Origin of the sequence: Microvirga sp. BSC39 (assembly GCF_000739015.1) — a bacterium.
In the GTDB taxonomy this organism is placed as follows: domain Bacteria; phylum Pseudomonadota; class Alphaproteobacteria; order Rhizobiales; family Beijerinckiaceae; genus Microvirga.
In genome coordinates this window covers 346,095-372,268 of the sequence record NZ_JPUG01000062.1, presented here as the reverse complement: position 1 = coordinate 372,268, position 26,174 = coordinate 346,095, and the positions used below count along the sequence as shown (strand labels likewise).

The window sequence follows — 26,174 nt, the reverse complement described above, 5'->3', positions numbered from 1 at the left end:
CCATCGTTCGAAATCGATCCACTCGCCCAAGGCGCTCTCCCGTCAAAGATAGAAATCCGTCGATTTCAGTGACAAGACAGTGGGGAGGGCGATCTGAAAATCGGCCATTTCGTCGCCGTTGACGTCCCCGGACAGCACGCCGTCGCGGAAGTTCAATTGCCCGGCCTTGCCGGTGAAGGCACTGCCGCCGATGAACGAGAACGCCTGATTGCCGGAAACCTTCGTGTTGGCATCGATGCTGCGCAGATGAATCCTGTCCGTGCCGGACACGAAGTCCTCGATGATATCCTGCGCGCCCGATGCGGTTTCACCACGCGCCTTGAACACGAACAGGTCTGCTCCTGACCCGCCGGCCAGCACGTCGCTTCCCGCACCACCATACAGGGTGTCGCGCCCGCTATGACCGTACAGAGCATCGGCTCCGAGACCTCCCTCGAGATAGTCGTTGCCGTCGGCGCCTTCGAGCCGGTCGGAACCGCCACGGCCGTAGAGCGCGTCCGACCCGGAGCCGCCGATGATAGCGTTCACGCCGTCGTTGCCCTTCAGCACGTCGGCATAGGCGCTGCCGGTCAGGTTCTCAATGCTCGCATAGCGGTCTCCGAATGCATCCCTCGTGTTTCTCGACGCGGCCATCAGGTCGGCCGCAACCCCTGCCCGGGCCGTCGCATAGCTGGCGGTGTCCGTGCCTGTGCCGCCGTCGAGGATGTCGCGGCCCGATCCGCCGATCAGGATGTCGTCGCCGTCCAGGCCGTAAATGGCATCGTTCCCGGCGAGGCCGTTGATCTGATCGTTGCCCTCTGCGCCATCGAGGCTGTCGGCGGCCCCGGTGCCGGTGAGCACGAGGTCCTGCTTGGCCAGGGGATCCTCCGGGACCGGTGGTTCATCGGTCGCCGCCGGCTCGTCCGTGACGGGAGGTTCAGTCGCCACCGGCTGGGCGACCGGGATCAGTTCCGCGAGGGAGTAGGTTCGGTCGCTGAACTGGAACATCTCGATGTTCCAGATGGTGTCCGTGCCGTCCGGTGCGCCTGTGCGCAGGTCTGCAACCTGCAGCGATCCGTCGGCCAGGAGGGTGACGCCGTAATCCGAGCGGCGGCTTCCGAAGACAGCCGTATCGCTTCCGGCGCCTCCATCCAGCAGGTCGTTGCCCTCAGCGCCGGTGAGCCTGTCGTTTCCGGCATTGCCCTTGAGCGTGTTCGCCGCCTGGTTGCCGACAATCGTATCCGCGCCTTTTCCGCCCACGGCATTCTCGATGAGGGAACGCGTATCGCCCTGATGGAGCAGGGCGTTTGCGATGTTGCCCGCAGCCAGCCGCGAACCGTCGTAGCGGAGCTTGGCGAGCTGGCCCGCGGCCGTGGTGGTCCAGCCTCCGGGGCGCAGAACGACCTTCAGGTTGGTGCCGTAGTTCGAGAAGTCGTACGTGTCGTTGCCGCCGCCGTCCCAGATCGTCAGCAGGATCCTGTTGCCTCCGGGAGCTCCCTGGCCGACGCCGTCGATGAACATCTCGCCGGTCGTCGCGCTCCAGGCATAGACCGTGCCGGCGCTGTTGGCGGCGTAGTTGGCGCCGTAGAGATGCTGCAGGGCGGCGATGTCGAGCATCATCAGCGACTGGGCGTAGCCCCAGGTCTCGTTGACGTAGCCGCGCGTGGTCGAGGCGCCGATATGGGAGCGATAGCTCATGACCGTGTACTCCATGGAGTCGCGGTCCGCCGGCATGCCGGCCTCATGAGGATGCTCCAGCCCGAGGGCATGGCCGATTTCATGGATGAAGGTCAGGAAGGCGTAGTTGCCCTTCACGGGCTTGCTGTAGGCGCTGCTCGACTTGTTGAACCAGGCGTCGCCGCCTTCGGAGGCCGTGCTCGGGTAATAGGCCCAGGCGGTATTGGGCAGGTCGGAAAGGCCGAAGCGCAGGTCGGCATGGAGGGCTGCCGTCTCGGTGACCTCCGTGAAGGTGAGGTTCGCCACCGAAGCGACCATCGCCAGGGCCATCCGGGCGGTCGCCTGCTGAAGCGGGTTGAGGACGCCAAAGCTGGCGGTTTCCCCCTCGCCGTAGAATGTGCCGTAGAGAGAGGCATCCGTCGGGAAGCTATAGCTGAAATTCCCAGTGGCCCATTTCAGATTTCCAAGAAGGCCGTCGATGTAAGTATCGCCAGTGGAACCGATTGTCGTAACAGCGGGCATTGCCCCTTGCTCCAAAATAACTTTGTTGTTTTTCTCGCAATGCATTCAGGCTGGCACAGGCTTGTTAAAACTTCCGCACCAATCGGTTCATCGGCTTGGGTTTGTTAGGGAAGAAGGTCTCGCCTGTGGATTATGGGCACAGAAAAGCTTGGCTGTTCGCTTTCTTGCTTCTCCGTCACCGCCCTAGGTTATGAAGCAGGTTTGGAGACTCACGCCTCGTGCGATACCCGCCCCAGATTCTCGAAGAAATCCGCACCCGGCTGCCGACCTCGGCGGTCGTGGGCAAGCGCGTGCGTCTCAAGAAGGCCGGGCGGGAGTGGAAGGGGCTGTCGCCCTTCAACGCGGAGAAGACGCCGAGCTTCTACGTGAACGACCAGAAGCAGTTCTACCACTGCTTCTCCTCCGGCAAGCACGGAGACATCTTCACCTTCCTGATGGAGACCGAGGGGCTGTCCTTCCCCGAGGCCGTCGAGCGGCTCGCCGGAGAGGCCGGGGTGCCCCTGCCCAAGCTGTCCCAAGAGGACCGGCAGGAGGAGGTCAAGCGCAAGAGCCTCTACGACGTCATGGAACTGGCTGCGGCGTTCTTCGAAGCCTCGTTGCAGGATCGGATCGGGGCCAAGGCGCGGGACTATCTGGCCGGCCGTTCCTTAAGCCGGGATACGCAGACACGGTTCCGCATCGGCTATGCGCCGCCCGAGCGGTTCGCCCTGCGCGACCATCTTGCCGGCAAGGGTGTGTCCATCGACATGATGGTGGAGGCGGGGCTCCTGATTGCCGGCGAGGACGTGAAGGTCCCCTACGACCGCTTCCGCGACCGGGTGATGTTCCCGATCTGCGACCTGCGTGGCCGGGTGATCGCCTTCGGCGGGCGCGCCATGAGCGCCGACGTGCCGGCCAAGTACCTGAACTCCCCGGACACGCCGCTCTTCAACAAGGGGCGTCTCCTCTACAACTACCACCTCGCCCGCCAGCCCGCCCATGACCGGGGCACCGTGATCGCGGTGGAAGGCTATGTGGACGTGATCTCGCTCAATGTCGCGGGCTTTCCCCATGCGGTGGCGCCCCTGGGCACGGCGCTCACGGAGGACCAGCTCACCCTGCTGTGGCGCCTCGCGGAAGAGCCCATCCTCTGCTTCGACGGCGACAAGGCCGGCCAGCGGGCGGCCTACCGGGCCCTCGACGTGGCGCTGCCGAACCTGATGCCGGGAAAGTCCCTGCGCTTTGCCATGCTGCCCGAGGGGCAGGACCCGGACGACCTCGCCCGCGGCGGCGGGCCTGCCGCCGTGGAGCGGGTGCTGGGCGCGGCCCGGCCCCTGGTGGACGTGCTCTGGACCCGGGAGTTTGAGGCGGGTCCCCTCGATACTCCGGAGCGGCGGGCGGCCCTGGAGCGTCGGCTTCGCGAATCACTTGCTCTGATTCGCGACGAAACCCTGAAGAAGTACTACCGGGAGGAGGTCGAAAGCCGCCTGGCGGCTTTGAGTCCCGACACCCGGCCGAACCGTTTCAACCGCCAGGGCGGCGGCCCACGGCGGGACTTCCAGAAGCCCCAGCCCATGACGCCGAGCTCCCGCCTGAGCGTCTCGCCGATGCTGGCCCGCAATGCGCTCTTCGCCGGCGGAACGGCCGAGTCTCCCCGGGAGGCGATGATCCTCTGCACCTTCCTGATCCACCCGGAACTCCTTCAAAATCATGCGGAAACCCTTGCAGATCTTGAACTTGAACGGCGCTCTACCCAAATGGTGCGCAGTCTCCTGCTCGATGGAGCGGCGAGCGGCGAACCTGCCGACCTGACCGTCATGAGGGCCCGCCTCGAACGGGCCGGTCTGACGGCCGAGGCTGACAGGCTGACGGCTCTGGTCCGTCCCGGCGACCGATGGATGCTCGATCCTCACGCGGACCCCTTGCGTCTTGAGGACGCATTGAGGCAAGCCATCACCTTGCATCGCCGCGCCCGCACGTTACATAGCGAACTTCGAGCAGCCGAGCGCGCACTCGCCGAAGATGATAATGAGACCAATCTCGCCTGGTTGCGGGAGGTCCAGAACCAGCTGTCTTCCGTCGAGGGTGCCGAGGCCGACATGGACGATGCAGGGATCCCCGGGGGTCACTGATGGTCAGGATTTCAAAAATGCGGCAGGTCGGGCGGCTGCCACAGTTTGAGCAGGAGATGGTTAACGGTTAGTCAGCGACTCACTGTTTATAATCGGGAATGAATTTCGGGTGGCGGAGCCTTCAAGGCTGGCCGCCCTTTCGCGCAGCGCAGGTCCTGTAGGGGGGACAGGCGGGGCGCTGGAGTTGAGCAAAGCATGGCAACGAAGACAACCGGCGGCGACGAAGGCGATACCACGACCACCGAGCAGCAGACCGATGGGCCTCTGCTCGACCTGAGCGATGCCGCTGTCAAGCGGATGATCAAGCTCGCGAAGAAGCGCGGCTATGTCACTTATGACGAGCTGAACGAGGTCCTGCCTCCCGAGGAGTTCAACTCGGAGCAGATCGAGGACGTGCTCGGCCAGCTTTCCGAGATGGGCATCAACGTCGTCGAGTCCGAAGAAGCGGAAGAGGGCGAGAAGCCTGAAGCTGAGGAGGAGGAGGCCGAGAGCGGCGACCTCGTCGAGGCCTCGCAGACCCGCGCCGTTGCCGTCCGCGAGACCACGGCCAAGGAGCCGACCGACCGCACGGACGATCCGGTGCGCATGTACCTGCGCGAGATGGGCTCGGTGGAGCTTCTCTCCCGCGAGGGCGAAATCGCGATCGCCAAGCGCATCGAGGCCGGCCGCGAGGCCATGATCGCAGGCCTCTGCGAGAGCCCGCTGACCTTCCAGGCCATCATCATCTGGCGCGACGAGCTCGTCGAAGGCCGGGTGCTGCTGCGCGACATCATCGACCTCGAGGCCACCTATGCCGGCCCCGACGGCAAGGGCGCGCCCAAGGTGGACGCCCTGGGCGAAGGCGGCGAGGCGGAGGAAGAGACGCCCGAGACCGAGGAGGGGATGACCCCGCCAGAAGGCGACCTCGACGACGACGACATGGAGAACAACGTGTCGCTCTCGGCCATGGAGGCCGAGCTGAAGCCGCGCGTCCTCGAGACCTTCGACTCGATCGCCGACAACTACAAGAAGCTGCGCCGCCTGCAGGTCGAGCATGTGGAACAGCGCATGCAGAACAAGCAGCTGACCCCTGCTCAGGAGCGTAAGTACAAGGAGCTCAAGGCGGATATCGTCGCGTCGGTGAAGTCGCTGTCGCTGAACAACAACCGCATCGAGGCCCTGGTCGAGCAGCTCTACGACATCAACAAGCGCCTCATCTCCCATGAGGGCCGCCTGATGCGTCTGGCCGAGAGCCACGGCGTCGCCCGCGAGGAGTTCCTCAAGCACTACCAGGGCTGGGAGCTCGACCCGAAGTGGGTGCTGCGCGTGTCCAAGCTCGGCGGCAAGGGCTGGAAGGACTTCGTCGCCAAGGCGAAGGACGGCATCCACGACTTGCGCGAGAACATCCACAATCTGGCGAGCGAGACCGGCCTGGAGATCCAGGAGTTCCGCCGCATCGTCATGATGGTGCAGAAGGGCGAGCGCGAGGCCCGTCAGGCGAAGAAGGAAATGATCGAGGCGAACCTGCGCCTCGTGATCTCGATTGCCAAGAAGTACACGAACCGCGGCCTGCAGTTCCTGGACCTGATCCAGGAGGGCAACATCGGCCTCATGAAGGCGGTCGACAAGTTCGAGTACCGGCGCGGCTACAAGTTCTCGACCTATGCCACCTGGTGGATCCGGCAGGCGATCACCCGTTCGATCGCCGACCAGGCCCGCACGATCCGCATCCCGGTGCACATGATCGAGACGATCAACAAGATCGTCCGCACCTCGCGCCAGATGCTGCACGAGATCGGTCGCGAGCCGACCCCGGAGGAGCTGGCCGAGAAGCTTGCCATGCCCCTGGAGAAGGTGCGCAAGGTCCTCAAGATCGCTAAGGAGCCAATCTCCCTCGAGACGCCCATCGGCGACGAGGAGGATTCGCACCTCGGCGACTTCATCGAGGACAAGAACGCGATCCTGCCCATCGACGCGGCGATCCAGTCGAACCTGCGCGAGACCACGACCCGTGTGCTCGCCTCGCTCACGCCGCGCGAGGAGCGCGTGCTGCGCATGCGCTTCGGCATCGGCATGAACACCGACCACACCCTCGAGGAGGTCGGCCAGCAGTTCTCCGTGACCCGCGAGCGTATCCGTCAGATTGAGGCGAAGGCCCTGCGCAAGCTGAAGCACCCTTCACGGAGCCGGAAGCTGCGGAGCTTCCTGGATAACTAGTAAGTCAGAACTGACTGACATTATGAAGGCGGGCTCTCAAGCCCGCCTTTTCATTGAGATGAAGAGCGCCCGCACATCGCCAACGGGGTGAGCCGATGACCGATCCTGCACTCAAAAGGCGCTCCAAAACGCCGGTGATGGCTACGAAGACGCTTCAGACCGGGCTATCCACTGGGCAGACCCCTTCACCAACTCTGCTGTCGGGCGGCAACCCGCAGATCGCGATGGGCTACGGCGATGCGCCTGTGCAGGCTTATATTGCTGCTATGCCAGGCTGGAAAAGCGATATCGGGCGCCGCATCGACGCGCTAATCGAGCGCACCGTCCCCGGCGTGCATAAGGCCGTCAAATGGAACTCGCCGTTCTACGGCCTCGAAGGCCAGGGGTGGTTCCTGAGCCTTCATTGCTTCGCGAAGTACATCAAGGTGGCTTTCTTCCGGGGCACGTCGCTGGATCCTGTCCCTCCTGAGACGTCCAAGCAGAAGGAGGTGCGCTATTTCCACATCCACGAGAACGACACGTTCGATGAAGCGCAGTTCGCCGCCTGGGTGAAGCAGGCCAGCCAATTGCCCGGCGAACGGATGTGAGCCGCGCCCCCGTCTGCCGCTCCACGTAAGACAAACACTAGAGCGGCGCCCCGGACGACGGCTGCGCGCCCGATCCGATGCTTCCGGTCGTGTCCTCCTGTTTCGGCAGAAGCGCCGGGACGATGCCGTCGGCGACGAGCGCGTGGAGCTGGCCGATATAGTTGTCCTCCCGTGACGGCTCGGTCGGGTCGGATGTCATGGTGACCGTCAGTCCGAGGGTCGGAATCACGTAGAGCATCTGCCCGCCGAAGCCCCAGGCGTAATGGGCCGTATGCCCGCCCATGTCGCGCATGAACCAGCCATAGCCATAACGGTCACCGGTGAAGGGCGATGACGTGCGCGGCGTCCATGATTCCCTGATCCAGTTCTCCGACACCACGCGCTTGCCGTCGATGGTGCCGCCCTGGCGATACATTTCTCCGAAGCGGTGAAGAGCGCGGGGCGAGAGCGCCATCTCGTTGCCGCCGAGATAGATGCCCTGCGGATCGCGGGTCCAGGGCGCAACGGTGATGTCCAGCGGCTCGCCGAGCCAGTCGCGGGCAAGCTCCAGGGTGCTGCGCTTCGAGGCGCGTGTGAGCGTCGCGGAGAGCAGATGCGTGCTGCCGGTCGAGTAGAGCATGCGCCCGCCGGGCTCATCCACGAACGGCCGTGAGAGGGCGTCCCGCACCCAGTTGCCGCTGCTGATCCAGGCGCCGTAGTTGCGGCCTGAGGTTCGCTCCAGCCCGGCCTGCATGGAGAGCAGATGCCCGACGGTGATCTGCCTCACGCGCGGGTCGGCATCCGACGGTATGCTCTGGTCGAGGATCGATGCCACCGGCTGGTCCACGCCCTGCAGGACCCCGCGCTCGATCGCGATGCCGACGAGGGCCGACATGATGGTCTTGGACGCGGATTTGATGTTCGTGGGACGGTCCAGCCTCGTGCCGCCGAGCGCCTGCTCCGTCAAGACGGTGCCGTTGTGGGTGACGATGAGCGAGCGGAGGTTGGGCAGGTCCTTGGCCCGCTCGACCGTCTCCTCGATCAGCCGGCTGTCGGGAGCGACAGGCGCAGGGGAGGCCGGTTGGGCGCCCGCACCGATGCTGCCGGTAACGAGGATCAGGAGCGACAATCCAGCGTGTCGGAAGCCGCGAGGAAAACAAGAGGGCATGGTCACTTCGGATATCCTGTTACCGTCCGACAAGACCCGAGATGGACCCGCGTTCCTGGCCCGCAACCCGCCACACACCATTGTGAGTCTTGCCTATCCATGCACGTGGCCAGCCTCAGCCCTGCGCCTGCGACATTTGCGTTGCGCCCGCCCGGGTATTAATACAACTCACGTTCGTAAATATAAGGCAATTCACATGCTGCAATCGTGGTTTACCCGTCCGCTCTGGCAGCGGGTCGCGGTGGGCTTTGCCCTCGGCATCTTAGCAGGTGTCCTCGCCGGCGAGCAGGCGGCCGTCTGGTTCAAGCCGCTGGGCGACATCTACCTGAACCTCGTGCGGATGATCGTCATCCCGCTCGTGTTCTTCACCATCACGTCCAGCGTGGCCAAGCTCGCCGAAGCCGGCAACGTGGCGCGCTTAGGCCTGCGCACCCTGTTCTGGTTCGTCGCCACCTCGGCGATTGCCGTGCTGGTCGGCATCGCGTTCGGCCACCTGATCGACCCGGGCCTCGGCCTGTCGAATCTGCCGCTCGGCGAGGTGAAGCCGCGCACCATACCGACCCCGCTCGAGGTGCTGATCGGCATCGTGCCGACGAACCCGATCAAGGCTATGGCCGACACCAACGTGCTGCAGGTGCTCTTCTTCTCCGGCATCGTCGGCGCCGCACTCGTGTCGCTGGGCGAGAAGACCGTTGGCATTCGCAATCTGGTCGATCAGGGTGCAACGCTCATCTTCCGCATCACCCGCTGGGTGCTGCAGCTTACGCCCATCGGCACCTTCGGGCTCATCGCCTGGGTGGTCGGGCGCTACGGCCTGTCGTCGCTGCTGCCCCTCGGCAAGTTCATCGCCGCCATGTATCTCGCCTGCCTGTTCCACATCATCGTGGTCTATGGCGGTCTCCTGAAGCTGCATGGCCTGAAGGTGGGCCGCTTCTTCCGCGGTGCGCTGCCGGCTATGCAGATGGCTTTCGCCACCTCGTCGAGCCTCGCCACCCTGCCGATGTCCCTGCGCGTTGCGGTCGAGAAGCTCGGCGTGCCGCAGAGCTATGCGAGCTTCGCGGTGCCGCTCGGCGCCAACGTGAAGATGGACGGTTGCGGGGCCATCTACCCGGCCATCGCGTCGATCTTCATCGCGCAGTATTTCGGGCTCGATCTCACGGTGACGCAGTACGTGCTCATCGGCCTCACGGCCGTGCTCGGTTCGCTCGGCACCGCCGGCGTGCCCGGCACCTCCATCGTGATGCTGACGCTCACCTTGAGCACCGCAGGCCTGCCGCTGGAAGGCATCGGCTACATCATCGCCATCGACCGCGTGGTCGACATGATGCGCACCATGACCAACGTCACCGGCCAGGTTCTCGTGCCCGTGCTCGTGGCCAAGGAGGAGGGCATTCTCGATCAGGCCGTCTATGACGGTGCCGTCGAGACGCGCGCGCCTGCCCGGGAGACGGTTCTCGTCGCGGCAGAGTAAGTCACGACAGCCGATCAGTAAAAAAAGGCGGGCCGAAAGCCCGCCTTTTTCTTTGCCGCTGGAGGTGAAATCAGAACAGGAAGTCCGAGGCGCCGATCAGCGAAGCCTTCACGTTGAGCAGCGCGATCGACTGGCCGTTGGCCTTGATGATCACATCGTCCGCTCTGCCATCGCTGTCGCCATGGCCTTGGGCGATGCTGAGCTCACGGAAGCTCAAGCCGTTGCCGCGCAGGTCAATGCGGTCGACGCCGTTCGTGAAGTCCGTAATCTTGTCGGCGCCCCACTTGCCGGTGAAGCGGAAGCTGTCCGCACCGGAGCCGCCGGTGAGGATGTCGTTGCCGCTGCTCCCGTTGAGCCTGTCCTTGCCGCTCTCGCCGTAGAGGCGGTCATTGCCGGTGTCGCCCACAAGCCCGTCGCTGCCGGTGCCGCCGTAAAGCTTGTCGTTGCCGGCTTTGCCGTAGAGCTTGTCGTTGCCGCCCAGGCCCTTGATCGTGTTGGCCGCCGCCGTGCCGGAGAGGCTGTTGGCCGTCGCCGTGCCGATGATCGGAGTGCTGCTGGTTGTTGTGCCGCCTGTCGGATCGATGAGGTCGAGCTTCACGTTCGCCGTTCCGATGGTCACCTGCTTGGTGACGGGAGCATAGCCGCCCCCGGAGAACGTGACCGTATAGGCGCCCGCCGCCAGGGCCAGGTTGTAGCCGCCCGCGCTCCCCGTCGTGGTCGTGTACTTGGCCCCGGTCGAACTCACGGCCGTTACCGTGATGCCCCCGAGCCCTTCGTCGATGTCGTAGAACCGGTCGCCGTCCTTGTCGTCCATGGTGACGCCGGTCAGGAAGGCCTTGGTACCCGAGCGGGCGAAGTTCTGGGTGACGAAAGCCGCGTCCCAGGTCAGATAGCCCCCGGTCTGAAACCCGATGCCGATTTCCTGATAGTTGCCGTTGAGGATATTGGCCTTGTGACCCGGGCTGTTCATCAGGTTCGTGTGCAGGTATTCCACCTCATCCTGCAGCCCTGTCGGGCCCTGGAGGCTCGCCCAGGCGATGTTCTCGCCCGAGGCATAGGATCCGGTGAAGCTGTAGCCCGCGTTGATCATCCGCTGGTGCGGGGACGAGCTGGCCAGGCCCGTATGGGAGAAGACATCGGCCGAGATCATCCAATTGCTGTGTGCGTCGGCCGAATCGTTGAGATTTCCGTTGAAGGTGAGCGGCTGGGCGCCGGTTTTCGCGCGCTCCCGGTTCACCAGTTCGAGCATCAATTGCTCATAGGACGTAGCCTGAGACATGAAATTCCCCTTGTTTCAAATCGATCTGCCCGGTTGCCGGGCTTATTGCTTGGTTTCTCAGCCCTAGGGTCGAAATGGGAAGAAGTTGTGACCTTATTGATATTATGTTGCAGTTCGGTCTCTGGCCAGCAGGAGCAGGAACTCTGCCCCGCCTGCGCCGTAGCCCTGGATTGCACGACGGGAAGGGGATCGACATCCTGTTCTAGGCTATAGAAGGACCGGAAACGCCCCTGGAGGTAAGCTCCGGGCCTGATGCCATAACAAAAGAACCCTCGATGGACACCAAATCGCCTGTCATGACCGCTGCACCTGTCCAGACCTCGGCGGAGAGGGTCGCGGTCCCCATCCTGGCCGCCATCAGCGTGTCCCACCTGCTGAACGACCTGATTCAGTCGCTGCTTCCGGCGATCTACCCGATCCTGAAGGACAATTACCGCCTCGACTTCGGCCAGATCGGCCTGCTGACGCTCACCTTCCAGATGAGCGCATCCCTGCTGCAGCCGCTGGTCGGCACGTTCACGGACCGCAGGCCGCAGCCCTTCTCCCTCGTGGTCGGCATGGGCTTCACCCTCATCGGCCTGCTGACGCTCTCGCAGGCCCATTCCTATCCGATGCTGCTTATGGGCGCAGCGCTCGTCGGCATGGGCTCCTCGGTGTTCCATCCCGAATCCTCCCGCGTCGCCCGCATGGCCTCGGGCGGCCGGCATGGGCTCGCGCAGTCGGTGTTTCAGGTCGGAGGGAATGCGGGAACGGCGCTGGGGCCGTTGCTGGCGGCCTTCATCGTCGTGCCATTCGGGCAGGGCAGCATTGCCTGGTTCTCGGCCGTGGCGCTGCTCGCCATGCTGATCCTGTTTGCGGTCGGGCGCTGGTACCGGGACAGGCTCGTGGAGTTGAGGACGAAGCCGAAAGCGGCGCAGAAGACATCACCCGTGTCGCGCAGGCGCGTCGCCGTGTCGATCACGATCCTGATGCTGCTGGTCTTCTCGAAGAACTTCTACATGGCCGGGCTCACCAGCTATTACACCTTCTACCTGATCTCAAAGTTCCAGGTGTCGGTGCAGGATGCGCAGGTCTACCTGTTCATCTTCCTCGGCGCAGTGGCGGCCGGTACGCTGCTCGGAGGCCCGGTCGGCGACAGGATCGGCCGCCGCTACGTGATCTGGATTTCCATCCTTGGCGTGCTGCCCTTCACGCTCCTGCTGCCCTATGCGGGCCTGTTCTGGACGGCGGTGCTGAGCGTCATCATCGGCGTTGTGCTCGCCTCCGCCTTCTCGGCCATCCTGGTCTATGCGACCGAGCTTGTGCCCGGTCGCGTCGGCATGATCGCCGGCCTGTTCTTCGGCCTGTCCTTCGGCATGGGGGGACTGGGTGCTGCGGCCCTGGGATATCTCGCGGACGCGACGAGCATCGAGACCGTCTACAAGGTGTGCTCGTTCCTGCCGGCCATCGGATTGCTCGCCTACTTCCTGCCGAAGATCGAGAAGGCTCGCGCCTGACGGAGGCAGCCGTCAGAGCAGGGCGGCTCTGGCGGCGTTTTCGAGCGCCTTCATCATTGTCCGGTAGGGACCCGGCCCATGGCTGATGCGGGCGACGCCTAGCTCTGCGAGCCTCGCAGCCGGCGGCATGGCTGCGTTGAACATCACATTCACCGGCAGAGGCGAGCCCTCGACGATGCGGGCGATCAATGCCTCGTTGACGAGGCCCGGGACGAAGAAGCCGTTCGCGCCGGCATTGGCATAGGCACGTCCGCGTTCGAGTGCCTCCGCAATGAGGCCTTCATGGGCATCGGCTGGGGCAACGAGAAACACGTCGGTGCGCGCGTTGAGAAAGGCGGGGACGCCCAGCCTGTCGACCGCGCTCCTCGCACCTTTAAGCCGTGCAGCCTGTTCGGAGATCGCGCGCAAAGGCCGGGTCTCACGCGCGCTGTCCTCGAGATTGCAGCCGATGGCGCCGGCCTGCACCGCGCGGGCGACGCTTGCCCCAACTTCCTCGGGGTCGGCCCCATAGCCGCTCTCCAGGTCGATGGTCACCGGAAGATCGGTGGCGGCCGTGATGCGCTCCAGATTGGCCAGCGCCAGATCGAAGGGCATCTGCTCGCCATCCTCGAAGCCGTGCGCCGCCGCGACGGACCAGCTGCCGGTCGCGAGCGCCTTCGCGCCGCTGGCCGCCACGGCTTTCGCGGTGCCCGCATCCCAGACATTGAACAGGACGAGCGGATTGCCGGGAACGTGGAGCGCCTTGAACGTCTGGGCCTTCGTGACTTGATCGGACATCTGTAACCTCAAAGCTGCGAGTGTGATGCTGCCATGCGCTGCTCGTGGTTCAGCAGCCATTGCTTGCGCCAGATCTTTCCGCCATAGCCGGTCATGGACCCGTCGGCGCCGATCACGCGATGACAGGGGACGATGATCGCCACCTGATTGGCACCGTTGGCCCTGGCCACCGCCCTCACCGCATTGGGGCGATCCATGGCGTGTGCGAGCGCGCCGTAGCTGCGGGTCTGGCCGGCCGGGATCTGTCGCAAAGCATCCCAGACGCTCGCCTCGAAGGGCGTGCCCTTCTGAACCACCGGTACGGTGAATGCCGTCAGCTGCCCGGAGAAGTATTGCTCGACTTCGCCGGCCAGCCTGTCGAGCATCGGATGAGGTCCGAACCGGATCGGCCCGACCCGCTCGCGCAGCCGCTTGATTTCGTTGGGGAGCGCTTTGCGTTCGGCGAATTCCAACAGGTGAACGCCCGCATCGTCCACCACGACGAGCATGGCCCCGATGGGCGTGTCGAGCCATTGCGCCGTGAGGATCTGGTGCGCAGCCATGCGGATCGGCGCGTCACCGATGAGCCTGTTGATGGCTTCGCGAAAGCCGCTGCCGGATTCGTAACCGGCATCGAGCTGGGCATCCATCACGGAGCCGCCCTGCTGCAAGGTGCCGACCGCGAGCCCCAGCCGCTGCGACCGGGCATATTGCGCGAAGGTGACGCCGTATTCGCGCTGGAAGGCGCGGCGCACGGTGGAGGGATCGTAGCCCAGCGCCTTCAGGTCGCCCGCGCTCCACCGCCGGTCGGGCTCCGCCTTGATCCGCTCTCTCAAGCTGTGGAGCGCCTCGCTCGCAGGCGGCTTGATGTCGAGAGGCTTGCAGCGCAGGCATGCGCGAAAGCCCGCCTCCTGGGCTGCATCCCGGCAGGCGAAGAACACGACGTTCGTGCGCTTCGGCTTGCGGGCCGGGCAGGTCAGGCGGCAGAAGATGCCCGTGGTCTTTACGCCCACATAGGCGAAACCTTCATAGGAAGGATCGCGGGCGAGCAGGGCCGCAAAGAGAGTGTCGTCGTCGCGAAGCAGTTGCATGACGATGTTCTAGCGCAGTCACCGGACCCGTGTCGCCGGAAACGAGGCGTCTATTTTTCTGGTGCCGCCCTTATTGCCAGGCATAGTTGAAGCTGATGCTGATGCGCTCTGATTCCGCCTCGTTGAGGGGCACCTCGTGGCGCAGCCAGCTCTCCCACAGCAGCACCGTGCCGGGAGCAGGCTTCATATAGGCGAACTGCCGGTTCTCAGGCTTGGCCTTGGCCTTGCGCGGCGGGGCCGCCATCATGAAGCCGAGGCGCGGATCCTCGAGCTTGAGGGCGCTCGCCCCCTCGGGGATCGTCACGTAATAGGTGCCGCTGATCACCGAGTGCGGATGGATGTGCGAGGTGTGAATGCCGCCCGGCGGCAGGATGTTGATCCAGAGGCTGTCCATGACGAGCTTGCGGCCCTGGAGGTCGTATTCCAGCTCCTTGGCAAAGGCCGCCACGTGCTTGTCGATCTCCTTCAGCAGGTCGCCGAAAACCGGGACCCGCCAGGGCAGGTCGTTGAGGGACGCATAGGACGTGTAGCCCGGATAGCCGTGCTTGGCGCACCAGCGCTGCCCGGCCTCGTCGTCTTCGGCAATGGACAGGGAAGCCGCCTCAAGCTCGGCGTTGCGCTGTTCGGCTTTGGAGCCGGTCAGCTCGGCGCGGTAGACTTTGGTGACGAAAAGCGTATCGATGCTTGCCATGGTTCGGCTCTGTATGGGGCTTCGCCCCTTGTCAAAATGATTGCCCAATTGAGGCGCATAGCAGCTTTCCCGGGCGAATGCCTCCCCTGACTTGAAGGTTTCACGGGGACACCACACCTTGGCCTTATGACGCTTCCTCCCGCCACAGCCTTCTCGGACGACCTCCTGACCATGGCCAAGAACCTCGACACGGAGAGCCTGTCGCGCGTCGTGGCCCTGCGGGATTGGCTCGTCACCATCGCGGCCCGGATGGAGGATGCGAACGAGGTCCTGACCGGCTTCCTCAACCGGCTGATCGATATGGGCCTGCCGGTCGACCGGGCCGTCTCGGCCATCGAGGCGCTCCATACGGAATATGCGGGCATCGGCCGGTTCTGGACCCGGGAGGAGGGCACGGTCGTGCGCTACCTGCCGCACGGGGACCGGCGCGAGGCCATCTATCAGGCAAGCCCCTTCGCCTATGTGAACCGCACCGGCGAATGGCTCATCCTGAACCTGGACGAGACCCCCGACGATCTCTTCGCGGTCATTCCGGAGCTGAAGGAGGCCGGCTACCGGCAATACGTGACGGTCCCGATCCTGTTCACCAACGGGGCCGAGAACGCAATCTCGTTTGCCACAAGAACTCCGGGCGGGTTCGGCCAGCGCGAGCTCACGATCCTGCGCATGGTCATGCCGTCCTTCGCTCTCGTCACCGAGCTGCGTGCAACCAGCAATCGCCTCGACCAGGTGCTGCGCATCTACGTGGGCGACGACCCGCACAAGGCGATCCTGTCCGGTGCCATCCAGCGCGGGCAGGTGACGCGCATCCGGTCGGCCATCCTCTTCGCCGACATGCGCGACTACACGCATATCTCGTCGACGCTGAGCCCCGAGAGCGCGGTCGAGCTGCTGAACACCTATTTCGACTGCCTCGTGCCGCCCATCGAGGACGAAGGCGGCGAGGTGCTGAAATATCTGGGCGACGGCGTGCTCGCCATCGTGCGCGACAAGGGCGACGACACGGGCGGCGCGGCGCAATCGGCGCTCACGGCCGCCACCAATGCGCTTCGCCGCATCGAGGCGGCGAACAGCGAGGGCCGCTTCCCCGTGCCGATCAGCGTGGGCTTCGCCCTGCATCACGGCGATGCAGCCTATGGCAATGTCGGCTCCGGCCAGCGCCTCGACTTCACCGTGATCGGGCGCGACGTGAACCTCGCCAGCCGCATTGCCGAACTGAACAAGCGGCTGGGTGAGCCGCTGCTCATGTCGAAGCCTTTCGTGGAGCACCTGTGGGGAGACCCTGCACCTCTGGGAGCCCATGCGGTGGAAGGCTTCGCAGAAGCGATCGAGGTCTACCGGCCCTGAAGCCGATCGCGGTCATGCGGCGCATCGAGATCCAGGACCGGCCCGAGCGGCACGATGCCCGTGGGATTGATGGTCTTGTGGCTCTCGTAATAATGTCCCTTGATGTGAGCCATGTTGACCGTCTCGCCGATGCCGTCCGTCTGGTAGATGTCGCGCAGGTAACCGGACAGATTCGGGTAGTCCGAAATCCGGCGCAGGTTGCACTTGAAGTGGCCGACATAGACCGGGTCGAAACGCACCAGCGTAGTGAACAGCCGGATGTCCGCTTCGGTGAGCCTGTCGCCGCAGAGATAACGGCGTGAGGACAGGCGCACGTCGAGTGCATCGAGCGCCTCGAAGAGCGGGCGCACGGCCTCTTCGTAGGCAGGCTGCTGCGTCGCGAAACCCGCCTTGTAGACGCCGTTGTTGATATGATCGTAGATGCGCGCGTTGAGCTCGTCGATCTCGGGCCGGAGGTCCTCAGGGTAATAGTCGCCGGCTTTTGCCCCGATTCCGTCGAAGGCCGCGTTCATCATGCGGATGATCTCGGCGGATTCGTTGCTCACGATGGTGCCGTTCGTCCTGTCCCAGAGCACCGGCACCGTCACGCGTCCTGAATAGTCCGGCTTGGCGGCGGTGTAGACCTGATGCAGGTAGCGGGCGCCATGGATGGGGTCCGGGACGACGCCGGGACCGTCCTCGAAGGTCCAGCCCTGTTCCAGCATCCGCCAATGCACGACGGAGACGCCGATCATCGCCTCCAGGCCTTTGAGCCGGCGCATGATCAGGGTGCGGTGCGCCCAGGGGCAGGCCAGCGACACGTAGAGGTGATAGCGCCCGCTCTCGGCCGCGAAGCCGCCTTCGCCGCTCGGGCCAGGGGACCCGTCCGCGGTCACCCAGTTGCGGAAGCCTGCGTTCGTCCGCACGAAGCGACCGCCCGTGCTGTTGGTGTCGTACCACCGGTCCTGCCAGACCCCGTCGACAAGCAAGCCCATCTGTTCCTCCAACAGCTGTGAGACCAGACAGATGGTCGGATTCCGCCCGGATCAAGAGCCTGTCCGGCAAGAGACCATGCGACAGCCGGGAGCGGTCCGCGATGCCAGAACCGGCTTGACGGAGGGCGCGATGTATTACAGGAACATGAGAGGGCGCCGGATCTGCTCCGGCACCGGCCCAGCAGGAATTTATTCCTCTTGGGCAGAAGGCAATCCTCCTTCTCCGGAAGGGCCTGTAGCTCAATGGTTAGAGCCGGCCGCTCATAACGGTCTGGTTGCAGGTTCGAGTCCTGCCGGGCCCACCACTTATCAAAATCAAAGAGTTAGCTGATTGTTTGCCGGCATTAGCCACGCTGATTAGCGACAGTTTTCCCATCAATGGAATGAGCCTTTTGAGCCGCCGCTGATGCTACTCACAGACTCGTGAGAGTGGAATGCTATCTCTTAAGTAGGAGGTAAGTTGCCGCTCAAGCCCGAGAACCTATTCATCAATGGACCGAGTTCAGTAGACGGCTATGGTCCTCGTACATGAGTCAGGCACGGAAGGCGAAGAACCACAGGTCTAATCGGCTTTTGGCCGGACTTAATCCTGACGATTTTGCCTACCTCGAACCTCACTTGGAGATAGCCGCCTTACGAAGAGGAACGGTGATCTATGAAACCGGCGACTTCGTAGGCCATACTTATTTTCCTCATGACGCCATCGTATCGCTAGTCAATGTTCTAAAAGATGGCCGCAGCGTGGAAGTGGCAAACTTCGGCTGCGAGGGAATGTTCGGTCTACTAAGTGCGCTTGTGTCACGCGAGTCCTTCGGGCGCTACATCGTGCATGTGTCAGGGACCGCATCACGCATTCGCTTTGAGCGACTAAACGAGATCCGAAATGCGCGACCCGGCATTCGCCAGATCATCATGCGATATGGTGAGGCGCTGCTTGCCCGAACGTTCCAGATTCTCTCATGCAATGCCGCCCATAGTGTCGAACAGCGGTGTTGTGGCTGGATACTGAACATGCAGGATCGGGTGAACCAAGAGGTTGTTCCTCTCACCCATGAGTTCTTGGCCGAACTGCTTTCTGTGCAACGATCCACTCTGAGTGCGGTTCTCGGAAGACTCCAAGCGCAAGGCTTGATCAGTCAACGTCGTGGAGCCATCGCGATCCTAAATCGTCGTGGCCTCGAAGAGGCAGCATGTGAGTGTCATGAGAGCATACGACAAGTATTTAACCGATTGCTGCCTCACCCAAACCCGCCAGCTTGATCTTTGAAGTGGCAAGATTTGACTGTTCTGGCAGTTTCATGCGCCATTTTATGCCAGACACCTTCAAAAACATCCGCTTTGTCGCTTTTCCGACAGACGCTGCAAGAAAAGTTCTTCATGGGATCAGACGGTGAAAGTAGTGAGCCTGTCGCTCCCTGAAAGAATGGACCTGCAAACGATTAAATCATCAGCGGTCGAGAACGTTTCAGCTGCCGCTGCTAGGTTCGAGACAGTGATGTTTGCGCCGTCGATGTAGGCGATCTTCTTTCCGCTCATGAAAGCCGCATAGCTCCTCACGATGCCGCCTGTAGGAATGCCGTTGGCGTCGTAGGTGAAGCCGGTGCCGCGGAACTCGTCCCGATGGGAGCCGCTGGCTGCATAATTCACCGAAAATAGAGTCGATGTGAGGGTATAGCTGTAGCCGTATGAGAGATCGCTGAGATCATGGTTTCTGAGATTGAACCCATACGACCCATTCTATGTAAGTGTTGCCATTGATTCCCCCTATGTTTGGAGAGGGACCATAAGGGAGCATTCCCATAAGAGGCAAATGCTCCAAGGCATTGGAAGTTATCACTCAGCGTGGCTTTCCGAAACATTGTACGTAGTAGCCTCCTTGGCAGCTCCTGGAGCGCCAAGGGGCTGCTTTTCTCATTGGCTGTTTGAGTGTTCTGCCCCGTGCTTCTCAGTGCTCCCCAAGGCAGGATTGCATTCCGGAATGCTCCTCGTGGTAAGCTGCCGGACGACTGGAGCCTGCCATGACCGGACGAGCCGATAAGACCAGCATGCCTGTAGGCGGGCTGAGGAGCCCCCATGCCGAGAAGCCGGTTTCGCTCGCCTTGCAGGGCGGTGGGGCTCACGGCGCCTTCACCTGGGGCGTTCTCGACTACTTGCTCGAGGATGGCCGCCTCGCCATCGAGGCGATCACCGGCGCCAGCGCCGGGTCCATGAACGCGGTGGTCCTGTTCGAAGGCTGGCTCGAAGGCGGACGGGACGGCGCACGCGAGCAGCTTCGCACGTTCTGGCAGCGCGTCAGCTTGGATGGCAGCCTGTCTCCGGCGCAGCGCTCGCTGTTTGACCGCATGCTGAACTTCTGGAGCATCGGCGGGGCAACGACGCATCTCTGGCTCGATGCCTGGTCGCGGGTGGCGAGCCCTTACGATCTGAACCCGCTCGATATCAATCCCCTGCGGGATGCGCTCAACGAGCTGATCGACTTCGAGCGGGTGCGGGCCTGCCAGGATGCGAAGCTCTTCATTGCGGCGACCAATGTCTGGTCCGGAAAGATCCGGCTCTTCACCGGGCCCGAACTGACCGTCGATCACGTTCTCGCCTCGGCCTGCCTGCCCATGATCTTCAAGGCCGTCGAGATCGATGGCGAGCCCTACTGGGATGGAGGCTATTCCGGCAATCCCGCGCTGTTCCCGCTCTTCTACGAGACGCAAGCCGACGATATCGTGCTCGTTCAGATCAACCCGATCGAACGTCGTGCGACGCCGCAGACCGCGCGGGAAATCCAGAACCGTCTCACCGAGATCACGTTCAACGCCAATCTGCTGCAGCAATTGCGGGCCGTCGATTTCGTCACGCGTCTGATCGACGAGGGCAAGCTTTCGACGCAGGACTACAAGAGGGTGCTGATGCACCGGATCCACGGTGGCGAAAAGCTCGACGAATTCACCGCCGCCTCGCGCCTGAGCGCCAAATGGGAGTTCTTCGAGACGCTCAGGGATCTGGGCAGGGGGGCTGCGCGGAGCTGGCTGGCGGAGAATTACCGGCACATCGGAAATAGAAGCACGGTTGATCTGCGCAGTGCGTATTCCTGACCCGGTGAGGCCGGGACCGGTCTCCGCGGGCATTTGGCAGAGCATGCGGTGGACGTTTCCCGGACTTGCCACTAGATAACCCCCTGAAACCCATCGCCGAAGAGCTGCAGCTTGAACCCCACGTCGGCCATCCGGCGACGCGCCCTGTCGACCCGCGCACGCCTCGTTCTCCTCGTCACCGCCGTTCTGATCCCGGTCGTGGTGTTTGCGGCCGCCCTCCTGTGGCAGTTCGCAGCCACCGAGCGCCAGCGGCATCAGGCCGAGGCTCAGGAGCTGTCCCAGCGGGTGTCCGCTGCCATCGACCGCGAGCTGGATGGGCTGATGGCGGCCCTGGAGGCTCTGTCCACGTCGCCGGCTCTTCAGGCCGGAGGCGATCTCGGCGCTTTCGACGCTCAAGCGCGCGCTCTCCTTCGCACGCGCGGCTCCTTCGTGGCCATGCGGGACGCCACCGGCCAACAGATCATCAACACCAGCCGGCCCTTCGGGGCACCCTTGCCGGTGAGCACGGACCCCGTCGTGCGGGCGACGGACCGGCAGGTCTTCGATACCGGCAAGCCTGTGGTGTCCGATCTCTATACTGGCGCCGCGACCGGGCTGAGGCTCGTCCTCATCGATGCTCCCGTCTTGCGCGACGGCAAAGTCGCCTATGCCCTGAACATTGCTCTCGATCCCGCTCGCCTGTCGCAGATCCTTGCCTCCTCGACGCTGCCGGATTGGACGACAGCGATCGTCGACCGGAACGACCGCATCATCGCCCGCTCGCGCCAGCACGAGCGGTTCGTCGGCAATGAGGCGACGTCGGACCTGAAGATCAACACGATGGGTCAGGGCGGAACATGGCTTGGTACGACGCTCGAAGGCACTGAGGTTCTCGGAGGCTATACCCGCTCGACCCTTTCGGGATGGCGGGTTGCCGTCGGGGTGCCGACCGCTCTGATCGAGGCGCCCCTCCGCCGCATGACCTGGCTCGTCATCGGATCAGCCGCCGTGGTTCTCGTCCTGTCCATCGGTTTGGCGTTTTGGTTTGCCCGGCGCATTGCCGGTCCGCTGCGGCAGCTCGCGGAGGTGGCTCGCCGCGTCGGTCAGGGGGAGCAGGTGCCGGCGCTCGCTACTGGCCTACGGGAAGCCAACGAGATCGGGGATGCTCTTGCTGCTGCGTCGACCGCCTTGCGCGAGCGTGAGGAGGAGCGGGACAGGGCCCAGGCCCTTAGCAGGGAGCTGGCCGCGCTGGTGGAGAACTCGTTCGATTTCATCGGTGTCTCGGATACGGATCTGAATGCCCTTTACGTCAATGACGCGGGCCGGGACCTTGTCGGATTGGACGATAAGGACGAGGTACGCCGCTCCCGCATGCTGGATTACTTCGATCCGTCCGAGCATGAGCGCATCCGGGAGGAGGTGATCCCGGCTGTCGCCGACAAAGGGCGGTGGTCCGGCGAGCTCACATTCCGCCATTTCAAGACCGGAGAGAGGATCTCCGTCATCTATGACGTGTTCCGCATCGATGATCCCCAGACGGGGCGTCCGATCCGCTACGGCACCGTTACGCGCGACATCACCGAGCGAAAGAGAGCGGAGGAGCGGCTGGCTGAGAGCGAGGCTCGGCTGAAGACCGTGTTCGACACGGTGCCGGTCGGCATCATCGTTGCAGAGGCGCCGTCGGGCCGCATCACAGACGGCAATGCTCAGGTCGAGCGCATCTTCGGGCATCCGGTTCTAACTTCCAAGGACGTCGAGGGATACCACGAGTGGATCAGCTATCATGCTGACGGCCGCATGGTCGAGGCCGCGGAATACCCTCTCTCACGGGTGCTCAAGGCCGGGGAAGAGAGGCCTGAGCTCGAAGTTCTCTACCAGCGCGGAGACGGACGGCAGACTTGGGTGCATATCATCGGCGCCCCAATTCGGGATGCCTCGGGCCGAATCACAGGCGGTCTTGTGGCCTGCCTCGATATCGACCGGCAGAAGCGGGCCGAGGCGGAACTGCGGGAACTCAACACAACGCTGGAGCAGCGTGTCGAGGACGCCATTGCGGAACGCGACCGGATCTGGCGCCTGTCGGCAGAGATCATGCTGATCGCCCGCTTCGACGGGGAGATCGTCGCGGTCAATCCGGCCTGGAGCGCGATCCTCGGCTGGACCGAGGCGGAGTTGATCGGAACCTCGTTCCTCGACCTGGTCCATCCTGACGACAAGGCCAACACCATGGCCGAGGCAGGCCGCCTCTCGGAGGGCCTGACGACCCTGCGCTTCGACAACCGCTACCGGCATAAGGACGGCTCCTACCGCTGGCTGTCCTGGACCGCCGTTCCCGATCGCAGATTCATCCATGCGATTGCCCGCGACATCACCGGGGAGAGAGAGGCGGCCGAGATCCTTCGCAAAACGGAGGAGCAGCTGCGGCAGTCGCAGAAGATGGAAGTGGTGGGGCAGCTCACCGGGGGCGTGGCTCACGACTTCAACAATCTTCTCACGGTGATCACGGGCCATCTCGAGATTGCCCATAGAAAGCTCGATGCCGGACAAGGCGATGTGCGCCTGATGCGCAACATCCAGAATGCCATGGAGGGCGCGCAGCGCGCGGCGACGCTGACACACCGCCTGCTCGCCTTCTCGCGCCAGTCGCCGCTCCAGCCCGAAATGGTCGACCTGAACAAGCTCGTCTCCGGCATGTCGGAGCTGATCCGGCGGACGCTCGGCGAGACCATCTCCATCGAAACGGTTCTGGCCGGCGGCCTCTGGCGCACGGAGGCCGATCCGAACCAGGCGGAGAACGCGGTGTTGAACCTGTGCGTGAACGCTCGCGACGCCATGCCGGAGGGCGGCAAGCTCACCATCGAGACGGCCAACACCCATCTCGATGAGACCTATCCCGCTGTGGCGCGTGGCGAGATCAAGGCCGGTCAGTATGTCATGGTTGCCGTTTGCGACACGGGCGCAGGCATGTCGCCCGAGATCCGGGACCGCGTCTTCGAACCGTTCTTCACGACGAAGCCCGTCGGCAAGGGCACCGGCCTGGGCTTGAGCCAGGTCTACGGCTTCCTGCGGCAGACGGGTGGCCATGCGGTGATCTACTCAGAGGTGGGCGAAGGCACGACCGTCAAGCTCTATTTCCCCCGCTTCACGCGTCAGAGTCGGGAAAAGAGCGAAGAGGCTCTCCAGCCTCCGACTCCTCTGCAGGAAGGCAATGGCGAAGTCATCCTCGTCGTCGAGGATGAGGACATGGTGCGCGAGTTCACGGTCTCGGCTCTTGAGGAAGCCGGCTACACGGTCCTCGCGGCAGCGGACGGGCCGAGCGGCCTGGCGCTGTTGAGGAGCCATCCCGAGGTCGATCTGCTGTTTACCGACGTGGTGCTCGCGGGGCCGCTGAATGGCCGCAAGGTCGCCGACGAGGCCCGGAAGCTGCGACCTGAGCTGAAGGTGCTCTTCACGACGGGCTACACGCGCAACGCCATCGTCCATCACGGGCGGCTCGACGAGGGCGTCAACCTGATCACCAAGCCGTTCACGCGCAGGAGCCTCACCGACAAGGTGAAGCGCGTGCTCGAAAGCGAGTAGGCGTTAGGTTCAGGAGCAATGAGAAAGGCCCCGCCTGCAAAGGCGGGGCCCTGGTCGATCAGCTGCGCTTCGGCGGATTGGCCGGCCAGCTCTTGATGAGCGTGTCGTAATCCACCGTCTCGCCCTTCGGCTTCTCGTTCGCCAGCTTGCGCTGGGGTGCGATGGTGCCGGCGGCTTCGGCCTTCTTGAACCACTCCTCGGCCGAGGTCTTGGGGTTCATCTTCGGGCCGCACTCGCCCTGCACATTGGCGCGCTCGAGACGAGTGAGCACGTCATCCTGGGCAGCTGCGAGCGAGTCCATCGCCTGCTGCGGCGTCTTCGATCCGGAGGCCGCATCGCCGATGTTCTGCCACCAGAGCTGGGCAAGCTTCGGATAGTCCGGGATGTTGTTGCCCGTCGGGGTCCACTGCACGCGGGCGGGCGAGCGGTAGAACTCGACGAGGCCGCCGAGCTGCGGGGCGCGATCTGTCATGGACTTATGCCAGATGTCGCTCTCGCGGATGAAGGTGAGGCCCACATGGCTCTTCTTCAGGGAGACCGTCTTGGAGGTCACGAACTGCGCATAGAGCCAAGCGGCCTTGCGGCGATCCACGGGGGTGGACTTGAGCAGCGTCCACGAGCCCGCATCCTGGTAGCCGAGCTTCATGCCCTCTTTCCAGTACGCGCCTTTCGGTGAAGGAGCCATCCGCCATTTCGGCGTGTTGTCCGCGTTCACCACCGGAAGACCCGGCTTCACCATGTCGGCCGTGAATGCCGTGTACCAGAACATCTGCTGGGCAATGTTGCCCTGAGCCGGCACGGGACCCGACTCGGAGAAGGTCATGCCCGCCGCCTGCGGAGGGGCATACTTCTTCAGCCAGTCGAGATACTTCGTGATCGAGTAGACGGCTGCAGGTCCGTTGGTGTCGCCGCCGCGCTCGATGGAGGAGCCGACCGGACGGCAGCCTTCCATGCGGATGCCCCATTCGTCGACGGGCAATCCGTTCGGAATGCCCTTGTCGCCGTTGCCGGCCATGGACAACCACGCATCGGTGAAGCGCCAGCCGAGCGACGGGTCCTTCTTGCCGTAGTCCATGTGGCCGTAGACCTTGACGCCGTCGATCTCCTTCACGTCATTGGTGAAGAACTCGGCAATGTCCTCATAGGCCGACCAGTTCACCGGCACGCCGAGATCGTAGCCGTATTTGGCCTTGAACTTCTCCTTGATGTCCGGGCGCTGGAACCAGTCGTAGCGGAACCAGTACACGTTCGCGAACTGCTGGTCCGGCAGCTGGTACATCTTGCCATCCGGCGCGGTCGTGAAGGATTTGCCGATGAAGTCGTTGATATCCAGCGTCGGCGAGGTGACGTCCTTGCCTTCGCCCGCCATCCAGTCGTCGAGGGCGACGGCCTGCTTGTAGCGGAAGTGGGTGCCGATGAGGTCGGAATCGTTGACCCAGGCGTCATAGATGTTGCGCCCGGACTGCATCTGGGTCTGGATCTTCTCCACCACGTCGCCTTCCTGGATCAGGTCGTGGGTGAGCTTGATGCCGGTGATTTCCGAGAACGCCTTGGCGAGGGTGCGCGCCTCGTATTCATGGGTCGTGATGGTCTCCGAGACCACGTTGATCTCCATGCCGGCGAAGGGCTTGGCCGCATTCACGAACCATTCCATCTCCTTCAGCTGCTCGTCCTTCGAGAGCGTCGAGGGCTGGAACTCGCTGTCGATCCAGCGGCGGGCTTCCTCCATCCCGGCAAAAGCGGCGCCGGTGCCGAGCGCCATGGCGACGACGCTGGTCGAGACGAAAAGCTTCAAGCGTCGGTGAGTTTGGGTAAGCTTCATTCTTGTCCTCCCAGATTAGCCCCTGGCCGGCTTGATCGCCGGTCTTATCCCTTCCGTCCGGTTGAACCGAAGGGCTTTTGAATTCGATCCTCCTCACACGTAGCGGAACACGAATGCCGCATAGAGAAGCGAAAGAGCAGACGCCCACCAAAGGTCCAGCCCGACGAGGCCGAGCCAGCCGAGATGGATGAAGGCGGCGCCGAGAAGCGAGATGAACAGGCGATCGCCGCGCGTCGTGGGAATGCGCAGGATCCCGACACGCTCTGTCTCGGGACGATAGATCGCCAGCAGGGTCATCAGAAGAAGCAGGCTCGCGATCATGGCGAAGAAAAGCCCTGTCTGCCACGTCCAGGCCATCCAGGCGAAATCGGGCATGGGGGCCTC

General features: G+C 63.6%; 19 protein-coding genes and 1 tRNA gene. 10 read left to right on the top strand and 10 right to left on the bottom strand.

Annotated elements, in window-relative coordinates:
- Positions 1–42: 42 nt before the first annotated feature.
- Positions 43–2,178, bottom strand: coding sequence for a M10 family metallopeptidase C-terminal domain-containing protein (locus MA07_RS12885; RefSeq protein WP_036351110.1), 2,136 nt, complete (start codon positions 2,176–2,178; stop codon positions 43–45).
- 218 nt (positions 2,179–2,396) lie between these two features.
- Between MA07_RS12885 and dnaG the strand changes: the two genes are divergently transcribed.
- The 3 genes from dnaG (at position 2,397) to MA07_RS12870 (ending at position 7,072) form a co-directional block, all read left to right on the top strand.
- On the top strand, positions 2,397–4,289 hold the full coding sequence (gene dnaG / locus MA07_RS12880) for a DNA primase (protein ID WP_036351107.1): 1,893 nt from the start codon (positions 2,397–2,399) through the stop codon (positions 4,287–4,289).
- A 195-nt stretch (positions 4,290–4,484) separates the two neighbouring features.
- Positions 4,485–6,485 carry an RNA polymerase sigma factor RpoD gene (gene rpoD, locus MA07_RS12875; protein ID WP_036351105.1) on the top strand — a complete coding sequence of 667 codons (2,001 nt, stop codon included), beginning with the start codon at positions 4,485–4,487 and terminating at the stop codon, positions 6,483–6,485.
- Positions 6,486–6,622: 137 nt separating this feature from the next.
- Positions 6,623–7,072 carry a DUF1801 domain-containing protein gene (locus MA07_RS12870; protein WP_036351379.1) on the top strand — a complete coding sequence of 150 codons (450 nt, stop codon included), beginning with the start codon at positions 6,623–6,625 and terminating at the stop codon, positions 7,070–7,072.
- 37 nt (positions 7,073–7,109) lie between these two features.
- On the opposite strand, the gene MA07_RS12865 is transcribed toward MA07_RS12870, so the two are convergent.
- Positions 7,110–8,219 (bottom strand): serine hydrolase, encoded by a 1,110-nt coding sequence (locus MA07_RS12865; protein ID WP_081928949.1) that lies wholly within the window; start codon positions 8,217–8,219, stop codon positions 7,110–7,112.
- A gap of 196 nt (positions 8,220–8,415) precedes the next feature.
- On the opposite strand from MA07_RS12865, the gene MA07_RS12860 reads away from it, so the two are divergent.
- Positions 8,416–9,690 carry a dicarboxylate/amino acid:cation symporter gene (locus MA07_RS12860; RefSeq protein WP_036351102.1) on the top strand — a complete coding sequence of 425 codons (1,275 nt, stop codon included), beginning with the start codon at positions 8,416–8,418 and terminating at the stop codon, positions 9,688–9,690.
- A 70-nt stretch (positions 9,691–9,760) separates the two neighbouring features.
- On the opposite strand, the gene MA07_RS12855 is transcribed toward MA07_RS12860, so the two are convergent.
- Positions 9,761–10,969, bottom strand: coding sequence for a CAP domain-containing protein (locus MA07_RS12855; protein WP_036351101.1), 1,209 nt, complete (start codon positions 10,967–10,969; stop codon positions 9,761–9,763).
- A gap of 275 nt (positions 10,970–11,244) precedes the next feature.
- Here MA07_RS12855 and MA07_RS12850 point away from each other — a divergent pair, with 275 nt between their 5' ends.
- Positions 11,245–12,465 (top strand): MFS transporter, encoded by a 1,221-nt coding sequence (locus MA07_RS12850; RefSeq protein WP_036351099.1) that lies wholly within the window; start codon positions 11,245–11,247, stop codon positions 12,463–12,465.
- Positions 12,466–12,477: 12 nt separating this feature from the next.
- Here the strand turns inward: MA07_RS12850 and MA07_RS12845 are convergent, their stop codons facing one another.
- The 3 genes from MA07_RS12845 to MA07_RS12835 all read right to left on the bottom strand — a co-directional run bounded on the left by MA07_RS12845 (position 12,478) and on the right by MA07_RS12835 (position 15,003).
- Positions 12,478–13,242: an isocitrate lyase/phosphoenolpyruvate mutase family protein gene (locus MA07_RS12845; protein WP_036351097.1), complete on the bottom strand. Its 765-nt coding sequence runs from the start codon at positions 13,240–13,242 to the stop codon at positions 12,478–12,480.
- A gap of 8 nt (positions 13,243–13,250) precedes the next feature.
- Positions 13,251–14,312 carry a trifunctional transcriptional activator/DNA repair protein Ada/methylated-DNA--[protein]-cysteine S-methyltransferase gene (locus MA07_RS12840; RefSeq protein WP_036351095.1) on the bottom strand — a complete coding sequence of 354 codons (1,062 nt, stop codon included), beginning with the start codon at positions 14,310–14,312 and terminating at the stop codon, positions 13,251–13,253.
- A 70-nt stretch (positions 14,313–14,382) separates the two neighbouring features.
- Positions 14,383–15,003 (bottom strand): TIGR02466 family protein, encoded by a 621-nt coding sequence (locus MA07_RS12835; RefSeq protein WP_036351093.1) that lies wholly within the window; start codon positions 15,001–15,003, stop codon positions 14,383–14,385.
- A 126-nt stretch (positions 15,004–15,129) separates the two neighbouring features.
- On the opposite strand from MA07_RS12835, the gene MA07_RS12830 reads away from it, so the two are divergent.
- A complete protein-coding gene (locus MA07_RS12830; RefSeq protein WP_036351091.1) occupies positions 15,130–16,350 on the top strand; it encodes an adenylate/guanylate cyclase domain-containing protein in 1,221 nt (406 codons plus the stop codon).
- On the opposite strand, the gene MA07_RS12825 is transcribed toward MA07_RS12830, so the two are convergent.
- Positions 16,338–17,324, bottom strand: coding sequence for a glutathione S-transferase family protein (locus tag MA07_RS12825; protein ID WP_036351090.1), 987 nt, complete (start codon positions 17,322–17,324; stop codon positions 16,338–16,340). The genes MA07_RS12830 and MA07_RS12825 overlap by 13 nt on opposite strands.
- A gap of 229 nt (positions 17,325–17,553) precedes the next feature.
- Here MA07_RS12825 and MA07_RS12820 point away from each other — a divergent pair.
- Together MA07_RS12820 and MA07_RS28975 are read left to right on the top strand one after the other, a co-directional pair.
- Positions 17,554–17,629, top strand: a tRNA-Ile gene (locus MA07_RS12820).
- 223 nt (positions 17,630–17,852) lie between these two features.
- Complete coding sequence (locus MA07_RS28975) at positions 17,853–18,584, top strand: Crp/Fnr family transcriptional regulator (RefSeq protein WP_081928941.1); 732 nt, start codon at positions 17,853–17,855, stop codon at positions 18,582–18,584.
- A 123-nt stretch (positions 18,585–18,707) separates the two neighbouring features.
- On the opposite strand, the gene MA07_RS12815 is transcribed toward MA07_RS28975, so the two are convergent.
- The gene (locus MA07_RS12815; protein WP_036351088.1) at positions 18,708–18,971 is read right to left on the bottom strand and encodes a hypothetical protein; all 264 of its coding nucleotides are present in this window, start codon (positions 18,969–18,971) and stop codon (positions 18,708–18,710) included.
- A gap of 371 nt (positions 18,972–19,342) precedes the next feature.
- Here MA07_RS12815 and MA07_RS12810 point away from each other — a divergent pair, with 371 nt between their 5' ends.
- Both MA07_RS12810 and MA07_RS27825 read left to right on the top strand, forming a co-directional pair.
- Positions 19,343–20,410 (top strand): patatin-like phospholipase family protein, encoded by a 1,068-nt coding sequence (locus MA07_RS12810; protein ID WP_036351086.1) that lies wholly within the window; start codon positions 19,343–19,345, stop codon positions 20,408–20,410.
- Positions 20,411–20,521: 111 nt separating this feature from the next.
- Entirely contained in the window at positions 20,522–23,968 is a 3,447-nt protein-coding gene (locus MA07_RS27825) for a PAS domain S-box protein (RefSeq protein WP_052003127.1), read from the top strand.
- A 58-nt stretch (positions 23,969–24,026) separates the two neighbouring features.
- Here MA07_RS27825 and MA07_RS12800 read toward each other — a convergent pair whose 3' ends face one another.
- Positions 24,027–25,730: an ABC transporter substrate-binding protein gene (locus MA07_RS12800; protein ID WP_052003143.1), complete on the bottom strand. Its 1,704-nt coding sequence runs from the start codon at positions 25,728–25,730 to the stop codon at positions 24,027–24,029.
- A gap of 153 nt (positions 25,731–25,883) precedes the next feature.
- Positions 25,884–26,165, bottom strand: a complete 282-nt coding sequence (locus MA07_RS12795) for a DUF2160 domain-containing protein (protein ID WP_036351083.1) — start codon at positions 26,163–26,165, stop codon at positions 25,884–25,886.
- Positions 26,166–26,174 lie beyond the last annotated feature (9 nt).

Excerpts from the sequence above, each read along its gene's own strand:
- MA07_RS12885 (WP_036351110.1), bottom strand. The coding sequence starts at position 2,178 with ATGCCCGCTGTTACGACAATCGGTTCCACTGGCGATACTTACATCGAC.
- rpoD (WP_036351105.1), top strand. The coding sequence starts at position 4,485 with ATGGCAACGAAGACAACCGGCGGCGACGAAGGCGATACCACGACCACC.
- MA07_RS12870 (WP_036351379.1), top strand. The coding sequence starts at position 6,623 with ATGGCTACGAAGACGCTTCAGACCGGGCTATCCACTGGGCAGACCCCT.
- MA07_RS12865 (WP_081928949.1), bottom strand. The coding sequence starts at position 8,219 with ATGCCCTCTTGTTTTCCTCGCGGCTTCCGACACGCTGGATTGTCGCTC.
- MA07_RS12860 (WP_036351102.1), top strand. The coding sequence starts at position 8,416 with ATGCTGCAATCGTGGTTTACCCGTCCGCTCTGGCAGCGGGTCGCGGTG.
- MA07_RS12855 (WP_036351101.1), bottom strand. The coding sequence starts at position 10,969 with ATGTCTCAGGCTACGTCCTATGAGCAATTGATGCTCGAACTGGTGAAC.
- MA07_RS12850 (WP_036351099.1), top strand. The coding sequence starts at position 11,245 with ATGGACACCAAATCGCCTGTCATGACCGCTGCACCTGTCCAGACCTCG.
- MA07_RS12845 (WP_036351097.1), bottom strand. The coding sequence starts at position 13,242 with ATGTCCGATCAAGTCACGAAGGCCCAGACGTTCAAGGCGCTCCACGTT.
- MA07_RS12840 (WP_036351095.1), bottom strand. The coding sequence starts at position 14,312 with ATGCAACTGCTTCGCGACGACGACACTCTCTTTGCGGCCCTGCTCGCC.
- MA07_RS12835 (WP_036351093.1), bottom strand. The coding sequence starts at position 15,003 with ATGGCAAGCATCGATACGCTTTTCGTCACCAAAGTCTACCGCGCCGAG.
- MA07_RS12830 (WP_036351091.1), top strand. The coding sequence starts at position 15,130 with ATGACGCTTCCTCCCGCCACAGCCTTCTCGGACGACCTCCTGACCATG.
- MA07_RS12825 (WP_036351090.1), bottom strand. The coding sequence starts at position 17,324 with ATGGGCTTGCTTGTCGACGGGGTCTGGCAGGACCGGTGGTACGACACC.
- MA07_RS28975 (WP_081928941.1), top strand. The coding sequence starts at position 17,853 with ATGAGTCAGGCACGGAAGGCGAAGAACCACAGGTCTAATCGGCTTTTG.
- MA07_RS12810 (WP_036351086.1), top strand. The coding sequence starts at position 19,343 with ATGACCGGACGAGCCGATAAGACCAGCATGCCTGTAGGCGGGCTGAGG.
- MA07_RS12800 (WP_052003143.1), bottom strand. The coding sequence starts at position 25,730 with ATGGCGCTCGGCACCGGCGCCGCTTTTGCCGGGATGGAGGAAGCCCGC.
- MA07_RS12795 (WP_036351083.1), bottom strand. The coding sequence starts at position 26,165 with ATGCCCGATTTCGCCTGGATGGCCTGGACGTGGCAGACAGGGCTTTTC.